A 17,897-nucleotide genomic window follows, 5' to 3' on the forward strand; every position below is an offset into this window, starting at 1 on the left:
TGCACCACGGTACCCACGACCAGCTCGCGCCCATTGGCCGCGTCGGCGCGAAGTTGGATGGTGGCGCGAAAGTCGAGATGCCGGTCGTCCTCGCCCACGACCAACTCCGTGGCGCTCTTTGACAGCACCGGGAAAAAGCCGATAACCGGCCCACGCGCCGCTGCGGCAAGACCGATGGCGCGCGACGATTTGATGGCGACTGCCGCCATCGCCACATCGCGGACACGAGTGAGCGCGCGAATCCACCCCGCCTGTCGCTCGAACGCAGCGCGTGCCAGCACCTCCAGATCATCGCTGGCGCCCGCCGGTAGTCGAATTGCAAACGCGTCCAAAAGGTCCGCGCCCGCGTAAAGCGGCGCAAGCACGCTGTTGCTAGGCATGGGAACGGCGCGCGCTGTGGTCATGCGATTAGGCACCGGATGCTTGGGAGGGGCGTGCCTGGATCGCTTGCGCGATCCGACCTCTCCCGCAAGCGGAAGAGGTGAAGAAACAGCGGCGAAATCAGGTTGCCAGCGCGCCGCGCACGGCCGCGATGATTCGCTCCTGATCGGCTTCGGTCAGATAGGGGTGCATCGGCAGGCTGATGACGTCCTGCGACAGGCTCTCGCAGGCCGGCAGGCCGCCGTCGGCGACCGGGTACTGCTTGTAGGCGGTCTGCTGGTGCATCGACTTGCCGTAATAGATCGCGGTCGGCACGCCCTGGGCCTTCAGCGCGGCGGCAAAGCCGTCGCGGTCGGTGCCTTTGGGCAGGCGGATAGTGTATTGCGCCCAGACCGAGGTATTGCCCGGTGCAAGACGCGGCACGGTGACCACGTTGGACAGCCCCCGCGCGTAGCGCTCCGCGACCTTGTTGCGGGCGGCGATCTCGTCGTCGAAGATCTTCAGCTTCTCCAGCAGCACCGCCGCTTGGATGGTGTCGAGCCGACCGGTGAGGCCGAGGCGAACGTTGTCGTATTTGTCGGAGCCCTGGCCGTGGACGCGGATGCTGCGCAGGGTTTCGGCGAGTTCGTCACTGTCGGTGAAGATCGCGCCGCCATCGCCGTAGCAGCCTAGCGGCTTGGCCGGAAAGAAGCTGGTGGCCGTCGCCAGAGCCGAAGTGCCCAGGCGCTTGCCCTTGTATTTGGCGCCGAACGCCTGCGCCGCGTCGTCGAGCACGAACAGGCCCTCCTCCGCAGCGACCGCGGCGATCGCATCATGGTCGGCCGGCTGGCCGAACAGGTCGACCGGGATGATCGCCTTGGGCTTCAGGCCGAGTTTCTTGGCAGTGGCGATCGCTGATTTCAGCGAGGCGACGTCCATGTTGTAGGTGGCTTCATCGACATCGACGAACACCGGCGAGGCGCCGGTCAGCGCCACCGACTCGCCGGTCGCGCAGAAGGTGAAGGACGGGCAGAACACCGCGTCGCCTGCGCCGACGCCCTTGGCCATCAGGACCATCAGCAGCGCATCGGTGCCGCTGGCACAGCTGATGACGTGTTTGGCGCCGCTATAGGCTGCCAGCGCGGCCTCGAGCTGCGCCACTTCCGGACCGCCGATGAACTGGCAATGCGTCAGCACGCGACCGACCGCCTCGTCGATCGCCGGGCCGAGACGGCGACGCTGCGCCCCGATGTCGATAAAGGGAACAGGGGTGACGCGGGTATGCTGGTTCATAGGGGGCCTGCAGGTCTTCAAGTTGAACAGCGGCGCGCGAACGCGCCGGATGGAATGCCTTAGCCGACGACCTTGCGCGGCACCGGGCGGGCCGCCGTGGCGGCTGGCTTCTTCGGCGCATCCAGGCACTGGATCGCGATTTCGAGCGAGGCGACGCCCTCCTCGCCGGTCACCGCCGGGACGCCGCCGGAGCGGACCGCACCGAGGAACGCCATCAATTCGGCGCGCAGCGGCTCATCCTGGCCGACCGGCAAATGCCGCATCGAGTAGCTGCCATCGGTCTGGAAACCGAAGCATTCGGTGACCTGTCGGGTCAGGAGATCGCCCTGAACATATTTGTCGCGCGTCGCCACCGTGACGGTGCGCGCCTTGAACGGCGTCAGCCAGTTGGTGTTGATATGCGCCAAGACGCCGGACTCGGTGCGGAACTGCAGAAGCGCGATGTCCTCGCGCTCGGCGATCGCGGATGTGAGCTGCGACTGCACGTCGATGATGTCGGATTCAGTGAACCAGCGGATCAGATCGATGTCATGCACGGCGAGGTCGATGACGACGCCGACATCGGACATCCGCGGCGGAAACGGGCCGACGCGGGTGATCGCGATCGACAGGATATCCTCGCCCTTGATGGCCTGCTTGACCGCGGCCACCGCCGGATTGAAGCGCTCGACATGGCCGACCATCAGCGTCACGCCGGCAGCGCGCGCCGCTTCGACGATCTCGCGGCCTTCCGCCACGGAAGACGCGATCGGCTTCTCGACCAGCACATGGATGCCGCGGGAGATGCAGGCCAGCGCGACCTGATGATGCAGATGAGTGGGCGCAGCAATGGTGACGGCATCGACGCCGGCCGAAATTAACTGCTCCAGATCCGTAAAGGTCGCGCAGCCGATCATCTTGTCTGCGCGGGCACGGTGCTCAGGTAGGGGGTCAACGATGCCGATTAGCTCGATACCCGGCAGCCCGGCCATCACACGGCCGTGGTTGGTGCCCATCACGCCGGCGCCAACGACGCCCACGCGTAGCACGCGGTCCGGGCCCATGCCCGCGGAACCGTTGCCGGAAATCTTGTCGCCAATCTTGGCCGCTACCTTGGAAACCATCAATCAAACCCCGAACAAAAGCGCCATCCCCAGCGCACGGGTTCTCCTAGCATGCTGCCACAAAAGTGGCGATGCCGCGCGGAATCCATCCAAACACGTTTTGATTCAAAGAATTACAGGGTGTTTTGGCGGGCGGGAGACGGATTTCCGGCCACATCGGAGGCCTCCGGCTGGATCGCTCACACCGCGGTGCGGCGAAGCGAAACGGCATCCACATCGCTGCGGCCGAGCGCATGAAGGGATCGCCCCAGCGCGTGGCAGGCCATGCCGCAAGCCGCCACCACCGTCGCGAGCGCCAGATACAGCACCAGCCCGCCCAGCATCGCCGCCACGAACACGGCATCGGCCGGCGCCGCATAGCCATCGGGCTGCCGCGAGAACTGCCCCCATCGCGGGAAATAGACATTGCCAGATACGGCAACGTCACCGCGCATCGGCGTCCGATTTAACGTCGAAAACAACATGCCCGCCCCCGGGATCGACCAATGGCCCCCACAGGCCGTTCGCCACCTTATCGGGCGCGGTAGTATAATAAAGCGCGAAATGGGGTCCACGGCCGCGCCAAACGGGCCGACCGGGGCCGATACAGTTGGAATACCGAAATCAGGTGATCTTTGGATTTCGGGATGGCTGACTTCGCATCGCCGTCGCTGTTATAAGGCTTTTCTGAAGCTCGCCCCGCTTACCCCCGCTTGTAGTCATCCTCGATCCTCACGATGTCGTCCTCGCCGAGATAGCTGCCGGTCTGCACCTCGATCAGTTCGAGCTGGATCTTGCCAGGGTTTTCCAGCCGGTGCGTGGCGCCGAGCGGGATGTAGATGGACTCGTTTTCGTGGACGATCTTCTCGGCGTCGTTGAGCGTCACCTTGGCCGTGCCGCGCACCACGATCCAGTGTTCGGAACGGTGGTGGTGCATCTGCAGCGACAGCCGCTCGCCGGCGCGCACGACGAGGCGCTTGACTTGGTAGCGCTCGCCGTCTTCCAGCTCCTGGATCGAGCCCCAGGGCCGGTGCACCTTGAGGTGATCCTCGGTGACCTTGGGCGCGGTGACCTTCAGCTTCGCCACCAGCCGCTTCAACCCGTTGGCGTCCTTCTGGCGCGACACCAGCACTGCATCCTGCGTTGCCACCACCACGAGGTCGTCGACGCCTTCCAGCGCCACCACGACGCCGTCGGTGGCGACGTTGCAATTGCGCGAATCCTCGAACACCGCGGTGCCCTGCGCGGCGTTGCCTTGCGCGTCCTTGTCGGACAGTTCCCACACCGCCAGCCAGGAGCCGACATCGGACCAGCCGCAGGCGACCGGCACGACGGCGGCATGCCTGGTCTTTTCCATCACCGCGTAATCGATCGAGATCGAGCGCGCCTGGCCAAACGCTTCCTCATCCAGCGTGACGAAGCCGAGATCGCGCCCGGCTTTGGCAACCGCCCCGGTAATGGTCTGCACGCTATCGGCATCGACGCGGGCGTATTCCGCAAGCAGCATCGCGGCGCGGAACATGAAGTTGCCGCTGTTCCAGAGATAGCCAGCGGCGATGTAGCCGGTGGCCTTTGCCTGGTCCGGCTTCTCGACGAATTTGGCGACGGCGTGCACCTCGCCGGCGATCACCTCGCCGGGGCTGATGTAGCCGTATTCCGTTGCCGGCCGCTCCGGCTTGACGCCGAAGGTCACGATGTGTCCCTCGTCCGCCACCAGCAATCCCTGCCGGCACGCGGCGACAAAGGCCGCCGTGTCCTTGACGACGTGGTCGGCGGCCAGCGCCAGCACCACGGCCTCGCTGTCGCGGGTCTGCGCGAAGGCGGCGCCTGCAGCAATCGCCGGGCCGGAATCGCGCCGCATCGGCTCCAGCAGCACGTCGGCCTCTAGCCCGATATCGGCCAGCTGTTCGCGCACCATGAAGCGATAGGCGGCGCTGGTGATGACGATCGGCCGCTCGAACAGGTCCTTGTCCGACACCCGCAGCATGGTGTCCTGGAACGTCGAGCGCGGCCCGAACAACGGCAGGAACTGCTTCGGCCGGCCCTCGCGCGAGGACGGCCACAGCCGCGTTCCCGCGCCGCCGCACATGATCAACGGAATGATGCGCTTGTTCATGAACCTGTCGATCCCCGTCAGACGCCGTAATGGCCGCGATACCACGCCACGAAATGCCGGATGCCGTCCTCGATCGAGGTATCGGGCTTGAAGCCCACGTCGCGCATCAGGTCCTCGACATCGGCAAATGTCTCCGGCACGTCGCCCGGCTGCATCGGCAGCATGGTCTTGACGGCCTCGCGCCCCAGTTCCTTCTCAAGAACCGTGACGACATGCAAAAGGTCTTCCGGACTGTGGTTACCTACATTGTAGATTTTCGCGGGCGCCGCGTCCGCGCTCCCCTGGGGGACATGCCCGATCAGCCGGCCGATCACGCTGGCAACGTCATCCACATAGGTAAAGTCACGGCGCATGTTGCCGTGATTGAACAGCTTGATCGGCGCGCCATCGAGGATCGCCTTGGTGAACAGATAGATCGCCATGTCCGGCCGGCCCCACGGGCCATACACCGTGAAGAAGCGCAGCCCCGTGGTCGGCAGCCGGTACAAATGGCTGTAGGAATGCGCCATCAGCTCGATGGCCTTCTTGGTCGCGGCATAGAGGCTGATCGGGTTGTCGACGCGGTCGGCGACCGAGAACGGCTTCTTCTTGTTGGCGCCGTAGACCGACGATGACGCCGCGTAGATCAGGTGCTTGCAGGCGTTGTGCCGGCAGCCTTCCAGCACGTTGAGGAAGCCTTCCAGATTGGCATCGGCATAGGCATGCGGCTGCTCGATCGAATAGCGCACGCCGGCCTGCGCCGCGAGATGGATCACCACCGGAAACCGGTGCTTCGCGAACAATGCGGCCATCGCCGGACGGTCGGCGAGATTGGCCTTAACGAATTCAAACTCCGGATGCTCCTGCAGCAGCTTGAGCCGCGCCAGCTTCAGCGCCGGATCGTAGTAATCGTTGAGGCTGTCGAGCCCGACGATGCGATGGCCCTCCGCCAGCAACTGGCGGGCGACGTGGAAGCCGATGAAGCCCGCGGCGCCGGTAACGAGGATGGATTGCTCCGACATCTGTTCTCCCGGGAAAGTGCGTTCGTGAGGCTAACGGCGCGACAAGACGTGGTGATCCCCATCTTTCTAGCCGCGATCGCCGACACCGCAAGAGGTAGCCGGCGGAGGTGTTGGCATTGCGACAGCTCTGCGGCAGCCGGACGGTGGCTATATCAGCAAAACGCGATAGAACAGCGGCCGTCCGCCCGGTTCCGACCGAATCCCGTTCTTTCGCCTGTGTATCATCCGAATGTCATCGTTTGAAATGATCGCGCTTGCTGGCGCCGTGGTCGCGGCGGCCGCGCTGTCCGCAGCCATCCTGGTCGCGATCCGCCCGCTGTTGCTGCGCTATGCGCTGGCGCGGCCGAATGCGCGGTCCTCGCACAAGATCCCGACGCCGCAAGGCGGCGGCATAGCCGTGATCGCCGCGGCCCTGGTCGTTGCCGGCATCGCGATTGGCATCACTTTGCCCGCGGCGTTGCCGTCCCTCACCGTGCTGTTCGCCGCCACCGTCATGATGGCCGCGATCGGCGCGATCGACGATATCCGACCGATTCCGGTCACGCCGCGGCTGGTGCTGCAGGCTGCCGCCGTCGGCGCGGTGCTGTTCGCGCTTCCCGGGAATCTCCAGATCGTGCCTGCCTGCCCGCTGTGGCTGGAGCGCGCGGTGCTGCTGATCGCAGGCCTCTGGTTCGTCAACCTGGTCAATTTCATGGACGGGCTGGACTGGATCACCGCCGCCGAGGTGATCCCGGTCACCTCGGCGCTGGCGCTGTTCGGCCTGTCCGGCGCGCTGTCGCCCGTGGCCGCGCTGGTGGCCGCGGCGCTGGGCGGCGCGATGCTTGGCTTTGCGCCGTTCAACCGGCCGGTCGCCAAAATCTTCCTGGGCGATGTCGGCAGCCTGCCGATCGGGTTGCTGCTGGCCTGGTGCTTCGTCGAACTGGCGTTTGCCGGCCACCTCGCCGCGGCGATCCTGCTGCCGCTGTATTACCTCGCCGACGCCACGCTGACGCTGACGCGGCGGGCGGCCAGGCGCGAGGCGGTGTGGCTGGCGCACCGCTCGCATTTCTACCAGCGCGCGACCGACAACGGCTTCACCGTGATCGAGGTGGTGCGCAGCGTGTTCGTGCTGAACATCGGCCTCGCCGCGCTGGCGGGAGCGTCAATCTACTTCCCGTCCACCACAGCCAGCCTGATCCTGCTGGCGCTCGGCGCGGCGGCCGTGGCCGTGGTGCTGCGCGCGTTCTCGACGCGGCGCGCCTGAGGCGACCGACCTTCCCTCTCCCGCAAGCAGAGAGAGGTGAAAGCCTACTTCCCGTTGGCGTGATATTCCGGCACGGCGTCCTTGAGGATCGCCACGGCGGCCTCGTGCTGGTCGGCGTCGATTGCGGTGCGCAAAGTCGCCAGCCAGGTCTTCAGCGTGTCGAGCGGCAATTCGTTCGGACGCGCCGCCATGATGCCGGCGATGCCGATTTCGCTGGTCGGCTCATGGGTGGCGAACAGGATCTCGTTGAGCCGTTCGCCCGGCCGCACGCCGGTGAACACGATGTCGATATCGTAACCGGGTTGCAGGCCGGACAGCCGGATCATGCGGTCCGCGAGATCGACGATCTTCACCGGCTGGCCCATGCTGAGCACGTAGACCGAGGCGTCCGAATGTTGCGCGTTCATCGCGTGCGTCGCGGCGGTGACCACGAGGTCGCAGGCTTCGCGGATGGTCATGAAGTAGCGCACCATATCGGGATGCGTCACCGTCACCGGGCCGCCGGCCTCGATCTGCGCCTTGAACTTCGGCACCACCGAGCCGTTCGAGGCCAGCACATTGCCGAACCGCACCGAGATCAGCCGCATCGGCGACTTGGCGGCGCTGCCGCTGGAGGCATCGCCGTCGAGCGCCTGACAGTACATTTCGGCAAAGCGCTTGGTCAGGCCCAGCATCGACACCGGCTCGATGGCCTTGTCGGTCGAGATCATCACCATCGCTTCGGCGCCCGACGCCAATGCGGCGTCCGCGACATTGACCGAGCCGAAAATGTTGGTCTTGACGCCCTCGGCCCAGTCGCGCTCGAGGATCGGCACGTGCTTCAGCGCCGCGGCATGGAACACGGCGTCCGGCTTGAACGCGATCATCAACTGGTGGATGCGCTCGCGGTCGCGGACGTCGGCAATGCGGCCTTCGATCACCGCATGGGTGACCTTGGCTGCGAGTTTTTCGGTGGCGGCATGCAGCGCCGGTTCGGAATTCTCGATGATCAGGAGCCGCGCCGCGCCGAAGGTGATGACGCGGTCGCACATTTCAAAACCGATCGAGCCGCCGCCGCCGGTGACCACGATCGCCTTGCCGCGCACGAAGTTCTCCAGCCGGGCATAGTCGATCTTGACGCTCGGCCGTAGCAGGAGGTCCTCGACCGCCACCGGCGCCAGTTGCGGCGTGTCGCGGCTCTCTTCCAGCGACGGCAGCCGGCTGACGATCAGACCGAGTTTGCGCGCCCGCATCAAGACCGATTCCGGCTGCGCCTCGGCCTCGAACGCCGATGGCGTCATCACCAGGCGCTCGATCGGCCGGCCGCGATTGCTGAAGTCCTCGACCACATTCGGCAGGTCGTCGATGCTGCCCAGCACCGGCACGCCGCGCAGCGTCTGGCCGCGATCCGACACCGACGGCGACAGGATGCCGACCGGCCACAGCCGCTTCACCGCGCCGGACTCGATGCCGCGCAAAAACACTTCGACGTCGGCGGCGCGGCCGATCAGCAGCGTCGGCGCGGCGTTAACGGACCTCGCGTGGTTGCGGGTGCGGGTATAGCGGAAATAGCGATAGGCCAGCCGCGCCCCGCTGAGGAAGGCGACCTCGATGAACCAGTAGATGACGATCGTGGTCTTGCCGAGAAAGAACGTGCCGTAAACGTTGGGCGCGAGGAAAATGTAGTCGAGCACCAGCAGGGCCACCGACAGCACGCTCGCCGCGCGCAGGATGTTCAACAGATCCGGCAGCGAGATGAAGCGCCATTTCGTCGTCGTCAGGTTGAACATGTAGCAGACGAAGAAGCTGAACAGCACGAAGTACGGCAGGATGGTCAGCAGCAGCGGCAACCTGTCCCACAGGTTCTCGCCGTCGAAGCGCAGCACGAAGGAGAGCAGCACGGCCAGCGCGGTGACCAGCGCATCGTGCAGCGCGATGATCCAGTTGCGCCAGGTGAAGTTGAAGATACGGGACATCAGCGCGTCGGCCTTGGTGAGAGATGGAAGCCGTTCATCGCGTGCCTCCGCGGGCACGCTCGACCAGCGAGGTCGTGCTGAAGCCCTTGAGAATATCGACCAGAATGACCTCGCCGCCATTGGCGGTGACGACCTCGTGGCCGACCACCTGCTCGCGCGTATAGTCGCCGCCCTTGACCAGCGTGGCCGGCGCAATCTGCGTAATCAGCTTCAGCGGCGTGTCGTCTTCGAAGATCACGACCATATCGACGGCCTCCAGCGCCGCCAGCACTTCGGCGCGAGCGCGTTCGTCCTGCACCGGGCGCTCGGGGCCCTTCAGCCGCTTCACCGAGGCGTCGCTGTTGAGGCCAACGATCAACCTGTCGCAGGTGGCACGCGCCGCGGTCAGCACCTTGACGTGGCCGGGATGCAGAATGTCGAAGCAGCCATTGGTGAAGCCGACGCGCAATTGCTGCGACCGCCACTCCGCAAGCTGCGCATCGAGCTCACCGGCGGCGACGATCTTCTCCTCGGCCGCGAGAAACGCATGCGGGAGAATCTTGCGACGCCATTCCGAAGGCGTCACCACGGCGGTGCCCTTCTTGCCGACCGCCACGGCCGCAGCCGCGGTTGCCGCGCGCAACGTCGTCTCCCAGTCCGCGCCGGCCGCCATCGCGACCGCGAGCATCGCCGCCACGGTATCGCCAGCGCCCGAGACGTCGCGCACCCTGACCGGCAACGCCGGGACATGGATCGCCGTGCCATCGCGCGGCACCAGCGTCATGCCGTGCTCGCTGCGCGTGATCAGCATGGCTTCGCAGTCGGCCAGGATCATCGCCTCCTGCGCCGCGGTGGCGACGCCGGCATCGGTGTCCGCGCGGCTGCGGGTGGCTTCGGAAAATTCCTTGCGGTTCGGCGTCAGCAAGGTGGCGCCGCGGTAGATCGCAAAGTTTGCGCTCTTGGGGTCGACGATGACGCGCTTGCCGAGCTTCCTGGCGGCGTCGATCACATTGCGCAACACCCGCGCCGTCAGTACGCCCTTGGCGTAATCCGACAGCAACACGATATCGGCGCGCACAATCTGCGGCAGGATGGTGTCGATCAGTCTTTGCTCGATGGCGGCGGCGGCCGGCGAGGCCATCTCCCAATCCGCGCGCAGCATGTGCGTGGAGAAATGTTCGGAGACGAAGCGGACTTTTCGCGTCGTCGGCCGCGAGGCATCGACGATCAGCAGCGCCTCGATGCGGTCCTCCTGCGCCAGCCTGTCGGTGAGCATCCGGCCGGCTTCGTCGTCACCGATCAGACCGACGAAGATGCAGGAGGCGCCGAGGGCGGCGATATTGCGCGCGACATTGCCGGCGCCACCGATGTTGATCTCGCTGCGCTGCACGGCAATCACAGGCGCTGGCGCCTCCGGTGAAATCCGCGAGACCTCGCCGTAGACGAATTCGTCGAGCATGAGATCGCCAACGCACAAAACCGTCTGGCCGGCGATCGCATGCGACAGGGTGTCGAAATCGAACATCAAACTGTTACCTGTTGCGCGCTCAACGGAAACGATCGGGCTGGTCCAGGAAGCCCTTCACGTAAGTGCCGACGGATTCTTCCAGCGACGTGAAGCCACCATTATAGCCGGCACCGCGCAGCCGGTCGCCTTCGCTTTGCGTGAAATACTGATAGCTGCCGCGGATCTGCTCGGGCATGTCGATATAGGTGATCTCGGGCGCGGTGCCGAGCGCGGCATAGGCGGATAGCATCAGGTCCTTGAAGCTGCGCGCCTCGCCGGTGCCGACATTGAAGATGCCGCTGACCTGTGGCGACGCCAAAAGCCACATCATCACGCGCACGACGTCGTCGACATAGATGAAATCGCGGCGCTGGTCGCCGTCCGCGATGCCCTCGCGGTGCGACTTGAACAGCTGGATGCCGCGGCCGGCCTTGATGTCGTCGAAGCGCCGCGTCAGCACCGACATCATCGAGCCCTTGTGGTACTCGTTCGGCCCGAACACGTTGAAGAATTTCAGCCCGGCCCATTGCGGCGGCAGCTTCTCGCCCTTCGCGACGCGCCCGGCGATCGCCATGTCGAACAGGTGCTTGCTCCAGCCGTATAGATTCATCGGCCGCAGCGCCTTCAGCGCCTCCACGCTCTGTTCGTCACGAAAACCCTGTGCACCGTCGCCATAGGTCGAGGCCGAGGACGCGTAGATGAACGGCACGGCGTTGGCGGTGCACCAGTCCAGCAGCCGCATCGACAGGCGAAAATTGGTCTCGATCACCAGGTCGCCGTCGGTGGCGGTGGTCTCCGAGATCGCGCCGAGATGGATCACCGCGTCGAGCTTGCGGCCGGCCAGCCAGGCCATCAATTCGGCCGGCGGCACCACGTCGGCGAGCTGCCGCTTAGCGAGGTTGCGCCATTTTCCGTCATGGCCCAGAAAATCACATACGGCGACGTCCGCGCGGCCGGCGTCATTGAGCGCGGCCACGACGTTCGATCCGATAAAACCGGCTCCTCCGGTTACCAGCAGCATGAAATCCCCGTGTCTGTTATGCGCCGCCACCTTTGCCCCAGTAGCGGCCCGCAGGCAACTTGGACCGTGCCACGGGGTAAAGACCCAAGGGGACAAATGCCAGGCAATCCCAACGGCATTTCGGAAGCGTTCCCAAGTGGCTTGTCCTGTCGGGGCGGAAAAGCTACCGACTTGGCATCAATTGCCCATAGTCAAACGTGTCCTGAGATGAATCTTAATTCACAGTATCAAGGCGTGAGCGTGGACCCGGACGACACCCGTCCGATCCTGATCATTCCCTATATGTGGATCGGCGATTTCGTCCGCGGCCATACGGTTGTGCGGGTCCTGAAAGAGCGCTGGCCGAACCGGCCGGTCGATATCCTAGTCAACAAGCAGGTCGTCTCGCTGGTCGATTACATGCCCGGCGTCCGCAAGGGCGTGCTCTGGGACCTGCCGCGCCGCCGGCTGGCGCTGGCCAAACAATGGGAACTGGCCGCAAAACTGCGTGCGGAGGATTACGGCACCGTGCTGGTGATGCCGCGGACCTGGAAATCGGCGCTGGCGCCGGCGCTGGCGGGCATTCCCGAGCGCGTCGGCTTCGTCGGCGAGGTCCGCTTTGGACTGATCAACCAGTGGCGCTGGGGCGAGAAGAAGCTGCCGCGGATGATCGACAAGAAATGCGCGCTGGCGCTGCCCGACGGCACGCCTCTGCCGCCGGAATGGCCGGTGCCGCAGATGCGCGTCCCCGCCGACGAGATCAGCCGCTGGCGGCAGGCCAATGGACTGGGAACGGGCGCTGCGGTTGCGCTTGGCCCGGGCTCGGTCGGCCCCTCGAAGCGCTGGAGCTATTATGCGGATGCCGCCCGGCTGCTGGTCGAGCGCGGGCTCGACGTCTGGGTGATCGGCGGCCCCGGCGAGAAGGGCCTGGCCGACGAGATCACTGCGGCGGGCGGGCCGAAAGTGCGCGACCTCACCGGCACCGACCTGCGCAACGGCGTGGTGGCGATGGCCGCGGCGGGCGTCGCCGTCACCAATGATTCCGGCCTGATGCACATTGCGGCAGCGCTGGGCACGCCGACCATCGGCATTTTCGGGCCGACCTCGCCGCTTCTGTGGGGACCGCTGAACCCGCTGGCCGCGACGATCCAGACCACCACGTTCGTGCCGTGCCAGCCGTGCCACCGCCCGGTCTGCACCATGAACAACCACGCCTGCATGCGCGACATCCCGGCCACCGACGTCGCCGACATCACCGCCCGCGTGCTGGCCGATTTTCCTGATGGAATGGGGCTGCAATGACCGGCGCATCGAAGCCTGCCGCCTTTCTCGATCGCGACGGCGTCATCAATTACGACGATGGCTACATGGGCACGAAAGAGCGCATCCGCTGGATGCCGAATGCGGCGAAGGCGATCCGCCGGCTCAACGATTCCGGCTATCACGTGTTCCTGTTTTCCAACCAGTCCGGCGTCGCGCGCGGCTTCTTCACCGAGGACGAACTAGGCGACCTGTTCGCCTGGATGCGCGCCGAACTTCTGGCGCAAGGCGCTCGCATCGACGACATCCGTTACTGCCCGCACCATCCCAACGGATCGGTCGCCGGCTATCTCGAAGACCACCACTGGCGCAAGCCGAGCCCCGGCATGATTCTCGATCTGATGCAGCACTGGCCCGTGCAGCACCAGGGCAGCTTCGTCATCGGCGACCGCGACAGCGATATCGAGGCGGGCACGGCGGCCGGCCTGCCGGCCTTTCTGTTCGCCGGCGGCGACCTCGATGCATTCGTGGCGGATATTCTGCAGGGTCAGAGCAACGTCTTGTAGACCTCGTTGATCGCCTTCGCCTCCGCCTCGACGCTGAACTTGTCCAGCACGCGCTGCCGTCCGCGCGCGCCCATTGCGGCTGCGGCGACGGGATCTCGCATCAGCGGCTCCACCGCCCGCGCCAGCGCCGCCGCATCATCGATCGGCGCCAGTATGCCGCTGATGCCGTCTTCCACCACGATCTCCGCAGCCCCTGCCCGCGTCGCGACCAGCGCCGCGCCGACGGCCATCGCCTCGATCAGCGTCAGGCCAAAGCCTTCGTTGCGCGAGGTGAAAGCGTAGATCGTCAGCCGTTGATACCAGCGCTGCACCTCGGCGATCTCCAGCTCGCCGAGAATGACGATGCGCGACTGCAATCCCGCCGCCGCGATGCGCTGCCGCAACGCGTTGGTAAAGCCGGCCTGATCCGGCTTGATCTCGCCGACGATCACCGCCGTGAAGTCCGGATAGTGCGGCAGCAACTCGCACATCGCCTCCACAAAAAGATCCGTGCCCTTCTGCGCGCGAACGCGGCCGAAACAGCCGATCGCGTAGCGGCCGGGCAATCCCGCTTCCGCAAAGGCCGCGGCGCGGTCCGCCGGCGGCGCATAGCGATCGGTATCAACGCCGTGCGTGATCACGGTCGCAGCCCGCTTCAGGTAGGACGCAGAGATCGAAGACGTCGCGATGATCGCGTCCATCCGTCGGATCAGCCAGCGCGTGATCCAGCTATGATGGCGCTGCGCGGCCGAGGTGAACAGCAGCCTGAAAGGCCAGCCCATCGCCTTCAGGAATACACCCGCGATCATCTCGTTGTTGCGCCGCGCGTGCCAGATCAGCGGCTGGCGGCGCAGCCACAGGGACAGCAGATCGGCGACACCGAGCCTGTCGATACCGTCCGGCGCATCGGAACCGAGCCAGCCGGCGCGGATCATTTTGGCCAGATGCGGCGCCACCATGCGGTTGGTCGCGGTGACGCCGGAATAGCGCCAATGCAGATTGCTGACGATCAGTTGCAGCCTGTCGGCCATTTTATTCGGGATCGGCACGCATCACTCCAATTCGACGCATTGGCTATACCCATCCTTAAGCATAGCCGCCAGTTCACCGGCGTCGAAACCCACTCTTCACTCAGGAATGGCTAGTCTTCCGGCCGAAACGGAAGAGTGAGTGCGTACAATGACCGTTCTTGTCACCGGCGGTGCCGGCTACATCGGAAGTCACATGGTTCACGCGCTGGTGGAAACCGGCGAAAGCGTGGTCGTGATCGACAACCTGTCCACTGGCTTCTCGCAATATCTGCCCGAAGGCGTGCCGCTGTTCATCGGCGACATCGCGGACGAGAACCTCGTCGAGGGCGTCATTGCGGCGCACGGTATCGACGCCATCATCCACTTCGCAGGTTCCGTCGTGGTGCCGGAATCGATGCGCGATCCGCTTACCTACTACCGCAACAACACCATGGCGACGCGCAACCTGCTCAACGTCGCCGTAAAGACCGGCGTCCGCCGCTTCATCTTCTCCTCGACCGCTGCGGTCTATGGCAATCCCGATTTCACGCCGGTGGCCGAAGACGCGCCGACCCGGCCGCTGTCGCCCTACGGCTCGTCGAAGCTGATGACCGAGATCATGTTGCACGACATCGCGCCGGCCTATGACATGGACTTCGTGGTGCTGCGCTATTTCAACGTCGCCGGCGCCGATCCGCTTGGCCGCACCGGCCTGGCCACCGTCGGCGCTACGCATCTCCTGAAGATCGCGGTCGAGGCCGCCACCGGCCAGCGCACCAAGGTCGACGTGTTCGGCACCGACTACCCGACGGCGGACGGCAGTTGCATCCGCGATTTCATTCACGTCAGCGACCTCGTCCAGGCGCATCGCGCGGCGCTGAACTACCTGCGCCAGGGTGGCCCATCGACCACGCTGAATTGCGGCTATGGCCGCGGCTATTCGGTGCTGGAATCGATCGAGGCCGTGCGCCGGGCGTCCGGGCGCAATTTTGCCGTGCAGTACGCGCCGCGCCGCGACGGCGACATCGTCACCATGATCGCTGATACCCGCCGGATCCGGGCCACGCTGGACTGGACGCCGCTCTATGACGACCTCGAAACCATCGCCCGGCACGCGCTGGCGTGGGAGGAGAAACTCGCCCATGAGCGCCATGGTGTTGAAATGCTGGCGCAATCTGCCTGAAAGCGGGCCGGTCCCGGACCGCCCTGGCCGGTTTCGGCTTGAAAAACCTCGATTTAGCGGGCAATGAGACGGCTGCTTCGAAGCCTGCTCCGGCGCCCCGGCAAATCCCTGCCCGGCGCCCGTCGCTGGAACGCGGATGGCCAAAATCTCTCGTAAAATCACTGACGATCCGTATGGCGCGCTGATCCTGATCCGCCGCCTGGTCATGGAACAGGCGACCGCGTACTGGCGCCGCTACCTGCTCGCCTTCGCCTTGATGGCGGTATCGGCTGGCACCACGGCGGGCGCGGCCTACCTGCTCGGCGAGGTCATCAACCAGGCCTATGTCGACAAGAACGTTCGCGGTATCGCGATCCTGTCCGGTGTCACGCTGGTGATCTTCATCCTGAAGGGTGCTGCGACCTACGGCCATACCGTGATCCTGTCGCAGATCTCCAATGCGATCCTCGCCAACAACCAGCGCCGGCTGTTCGCCAAGCTGATGACCGAGAGCATCGGCTTCTTCTCGGAGCGGCACTCCTCGGAATTCCTCGCCCGCCTCAATGCCGGCGCCACCTCGGTGACGCAGGTGCTCAGCCTGCTGATCAACGCGATCGGTCGCGACCTGCTGTCGCTGATCGCTCTGGTCACGGTGATGCTGATGCAGGATCCATACATGGCGCTGTTCGGCTTCCTGATCGCGCCGCCGGCCATGCTGATCCTGCGCAAGCTGGTCCGCCGCATCAAGGGCCTCGCCCGCACCCAGTTCACCGGCACCGCCGACATCATGGAGACGATGCAGGAATCGCTGCAGGGCATCCGCACCGTGAAAGCGTTCACGCTTGAGCAGACCATGCAGGAACGCATGGAAGCCAGCATCACCGCGGTGGAGCGCAACGCCAACAAGATGGCGAAGGTGTCGAACCGCTCCAGCCCGCTGATGGAAACGCTGGGCGGCTTCGCAATCGCCGGCTCGCTGATGTATGGCGGCTACCGCGTGGTGGCGATGGGGGCGACCCCCGGCCAGTTCTTCTCCTTCCTGACCGCCTTCCTGCTGGCCTATGAGCCGGCGAAGCGGCTGGCGCGGCTCAACATCGACCTGAATTCGAGCCTGATCGGCGCGCAGATGCTGCTGGAGATCGTCGACAGCCCGGCCTCCGAGCCGAACGACGACGACAAGCCGGCGCTAAAGCTGAACGAGGCCCGCGTCGAGTTGCGCGACGTCTCCTTCCGCTACCGCGCCAACGAGAACGTGCTGAACCACATGAGCTTCGTCGCCGAGCCCGGCCGCGTCACGGCGCTGGTCGGCCCCTCCGGCGGCGGCAAGTCCACCGTGCTGGCGCTGCTGCTGCGGCTCTACGACATCAACGAGGGCGACATCACCATCGACGGCCAGTCGATCACCGCCGTATCGCGGCGCTCGCTCAGGCAGCAGACCGCCTATGTCGGGCAGGACGTCTATCTGTTCCGCGGCTCGATCTTCGACAACATCGCGTTCGGCAAGGTCGGCGCCACCGAAGACGAAATCATCGCCGCGGCCAAGGCCGCCTGCGCGCATGATTTCATCATGGGCTTCCCGCTGGGCTATCAGACGCCAGTCGGCGAGCACGGCGCGCAACTCTCCGGCGGCCAGCGCCAGCGCGTCGCCATTGCCCGCGCCCTGGTCAAGAACGCGCCGATCATCCTGCTCGACGAGGCCACCGCGGCGCTCGATTCGGAGTCGGAAAAATCGGTGCAGGAAGCCATCGAGCATCTCTGCCAGAACCGCACCACAATCGTGATCGCACACCGCCTGCACACCATCATGCACGCCGACGCCATCCTGGTGGTCGAGGGCGGCGAGATCGTCGAGCGCGGCAGGCATGACGACCTGCTTCGGCAGAACGGCCGCTACGCCTCGTTTTTCCGCCTGCAACACCGCGATGCCAGCCCACTGGCTCCGCTCGACGCGTCGGCGTAAGTCACTGTCGCTTCCATCAGCCGCGTGACGCGGCTGATGCCTTCATCGTCACCCTCCAGCCGAGAGCCGTCCATGACCGCATCTTTCGTGATTGATCCGCCGCCGCAGGCCGCTATCGCCGTTCAGGGCGACGACAGGAAGTTTCCGGTCCGCCGGGTCTGGTGCGTCGGCCGCAACTATCTCGAGCACATCCGCGAACTCGGCAACGACGAGCGCAACCCTCCCTTCTTCTTCGCCAAGCACGCCGACATGATCGCACCGGACGGCGCCACTATCGCCTATCCGCAGCAGACCGAGGATTTCCAGCACGAAGTCGAGTTGATCGTGGCGCTGAAAAGCGGCGGCTTCAACATCTCGGCCGACAAGGCGCTTGATCACGTCTGGGGCTACGGCGTCAGCATCGACCTGACCCGCCGCGACTTGC

16 protein-coding genes are annotated in these 17,897 nt (G+C 65.3%); 6 read left to right on the top strand and 10 right to left on the bottom strand.

Annotated features, from left to right (window positions below):
- The 6 genes from JWQ24_RS14475 to JWQ24_RS14500 all read right to left on the bottom strand — a co-directional run.
- A partial coding sequence (locus tag JWQ24_RS14475) for a DUF2867 domain-containing protein (RefSeq protein ID WP_299809147.1) occupies positions 1-404 on the bottom strand: 404 nt, incomplete at its 3' end.
- 97 nt (positions 405-501) lie between these two features.
- Positions 502-1,653: a DegT/DnrJ/EryC1/StrS family aminotransferase gene (locus JWQ24_RS14480; protein WP_299809150.1), complete on the bottom strand. Its 1,152-nt coding sequence runs from the start codon at positions 1,651-1,653 to the stop codon at positions 502-504.
- Between the two features lie 59 nt (positions 1,654-1,712).
- On the bottom strand, positions 1,713-2,696 hold the full coding sequence (locus JWQ24_RS14485; RefSeq protein WP_299809184.1) for a Gfo/Idh/MocA family oxidoreductase: 984 nt from the start codon (positions 2,694-2,696) through the stop codon (positions 1,713-1,715).
- A gap of 239 nt (positions 2,697-2,935) precedes the next feature.
- Complete coding sequence (locus JWQ24_RS14490; protein ID WP_299809153.1) at positions 2,936-3,190, bottom strand: hypothetical protein; 255 nt, start codon at positions 3,188-3,190, stop codon at positions 2,936-2,938.
- 248 nt (positions 3,191-3,438) lie between these two features.
- Positions 3,439-4,851, bottom strand: a complete 1,413-nt coding sequence (locus JWQ24_RS14495; RefSeq protein ID WP_299809155.1) for a mannose-1-phosphate guanylyltransferase/mannose-6-phosphate isomerase — start codon at positions 4,849-4,851, stop codon at positions 3,439-3,441.
- A 17-nt stretch (positions 4,852-4,868) separates the two neighbouring features.
- Positions 4,869-5,852 carry an SDR family NAD(P)-dependent oxidoreductase gene (locus JWQ24_RS14500; RefSeq protein ID WP_299809157.1) on the bottom strand — a complete coding sequence of 328 codons (984 nt, stop codon included), beginning with the start codon at positions 5,850-5,852 and terminating at the stop codon, positions 4,869-4,871.
- 229 nt (positions 5,853-6,081) lie between these two features.
- Here JWQ24_RS14500 and JWQ24_RS14505 point away from each other — a divergent pair, with 229 nt between their 5' ends.
- A complete protein-coding gene (locus JWQ24_RS14505) occupies positions 6,082-7,095 on the top strand; it encodes a glycosyltransferase family 4 protein (protein WP_299809159.1) in 1,014 nt (337 codons plus the stop codon).
- A gap of 44 nt (positions 7,096-7,139) precedes the next feature.
- On the opposite strand, the gene JWQ24_RS14510 is transcribed toward JWQ24_RS14505, so the two are convergent.
- Genes JWQ24_RS14510 through rfaD form a run of 3 tightly spaced genes read right to left on the bottom strand, consistent with a single transcriptional unit; the run spans position 7,140 to position 11,557 of the window.
- Positions 7,140-9,050, bottom strand: a complete 1,911-nt coding sequence (locus JWQ24_RS14510; RefSeq protein ID WP_299809162.1) for a nucleoside-diphosphate sugar epimerase/dehydratase — start codon at positions 9,048-9,050, stop codon at positions 7,140-7,142.
- A gap of 34 nt (positions 9,051-9,084) precedes the next feature.
- Complete coding sequence (gene rfaE1, locus JWQ24_RS14515; RefSeq protein WP_299809165.1) at positions 9,085-10,554, bottom strand: D-glycero-beta-D-manno-heptose-7-phosphate kinase; 1,470 nt, start codon at positions 10,552-10,554, stop codon at positions 9,085-9,087.
- Between the two features lie 22 nt (positions 10,555-10,576).
- Positions 10,577-11,557, bottom strand: coding sequence for an ADP-glyceromanno-heptose 6-epimerase (rfaD, locus tag JWQ24_RS14520; RefSeq protein WP_299809168.1), 981 nt, complete (start codon positions 11,555-11,557; stop codon positions 10,577-10,579).
- A gap of 207 nt (positions 11,558-11,764) precedes the next feature.
- Between rfaD and waaF the strand changes: the two genes are divergently transcribed.
- Both waaF and JWQ24_RS14530 read left to right on the top strand, forming a co-directional pair.
- Entirely contained in the window at positions 11,765-12,838 is a 1,074-nt protein-coding gene (gene waaF, locus JWQ24_RS14525; RefSeq protein ID WP_299809171.1) for a lipopolysaccharide heptosyltransferase II, read from the top strand.
- Positions 12,835-13,362 (top strand): HAD family hydrolase, encoded by a 528-nt coding sequence (locus tag JWQ24_RS14530; RefSeq protein WP_299809174.1) that lies wholly within the window; start codon positions 12,835-12,837, stop codon positions 13,360-13,362. Before waaF ends, JWQ24_RS14530 begins: the two co-directional genes overlap by 4 nt.
- Here the strand turns inward: JWQ24_RS14530 and JWQ24_RS14535 are convergent.
- Positions 13,344-14,372, bottom strand: a complete 1,029-nt coding sequence (locus JWQ24_RS14535; protein ID WP_299809186.1) for a glycosyltransferase family 4 protein — start codon at positions 14,370-14,372, stop codon at positions 13,344-13,346. The two genes, JWQ24_RS14530 and JWQ24_RS14535, sit on opposite strands and share 19 nt — an antisense overlap.
- A 148-nt stretch (positions 14,373-14,520) precedes the next feature.
- Between JWQ24_RS14535 and galE the strand changes: the two genes are divergently transcribed.
- The 3 genes from galE to JWQ24_RS14550 form a co-directional block, all read left to right on the top strand.
- A complete protein-coding gene (gene galE / locus JWQ24_RS14540) occupies positions 14,521-15,534 on the top strand; it encodes a UDP-glucose 4-epimerase GalE (RefSeq protein WP_299809177.1) in 1,014 nt (337 codons plus the stop codon).
- Positions 15,535-15,670: 136 nt separating this feature from the next.
- Positions 15,671-17,473 carry an ABC transporter ATP-binding protein gene (locus tag JWQ24_RS14545; RefSeq protein WP_299809180.1) on the top strand — a complete coding sequence of 601 codons (1,803 nt, stop codon included), beginning with the start codon at positions 15,671-15,673 and terminating at the stop codon, positions 17,471-17,473.
- 72 nt (positions 17,474-17,545) lie between these two features.
- A partial coding sequence (locus tag JWQ24_RS14550) for a fumarylacetoacetate hydrolase family protein (protein ID WP_299809182.1) occupies positions 17,546-17,897 on the top strand: 352 nt, incomplete at its 3' end.

It is taken from the genome of Tardiphaga sp. (genome assembly GCF_028290495.1).
Classification (GTDB): domain Bacteria; phylum Pseudomonadota; class Alphaproteobacteria; order Rhizobiales; family Xanthobacteraceae; genus Tardiphaga.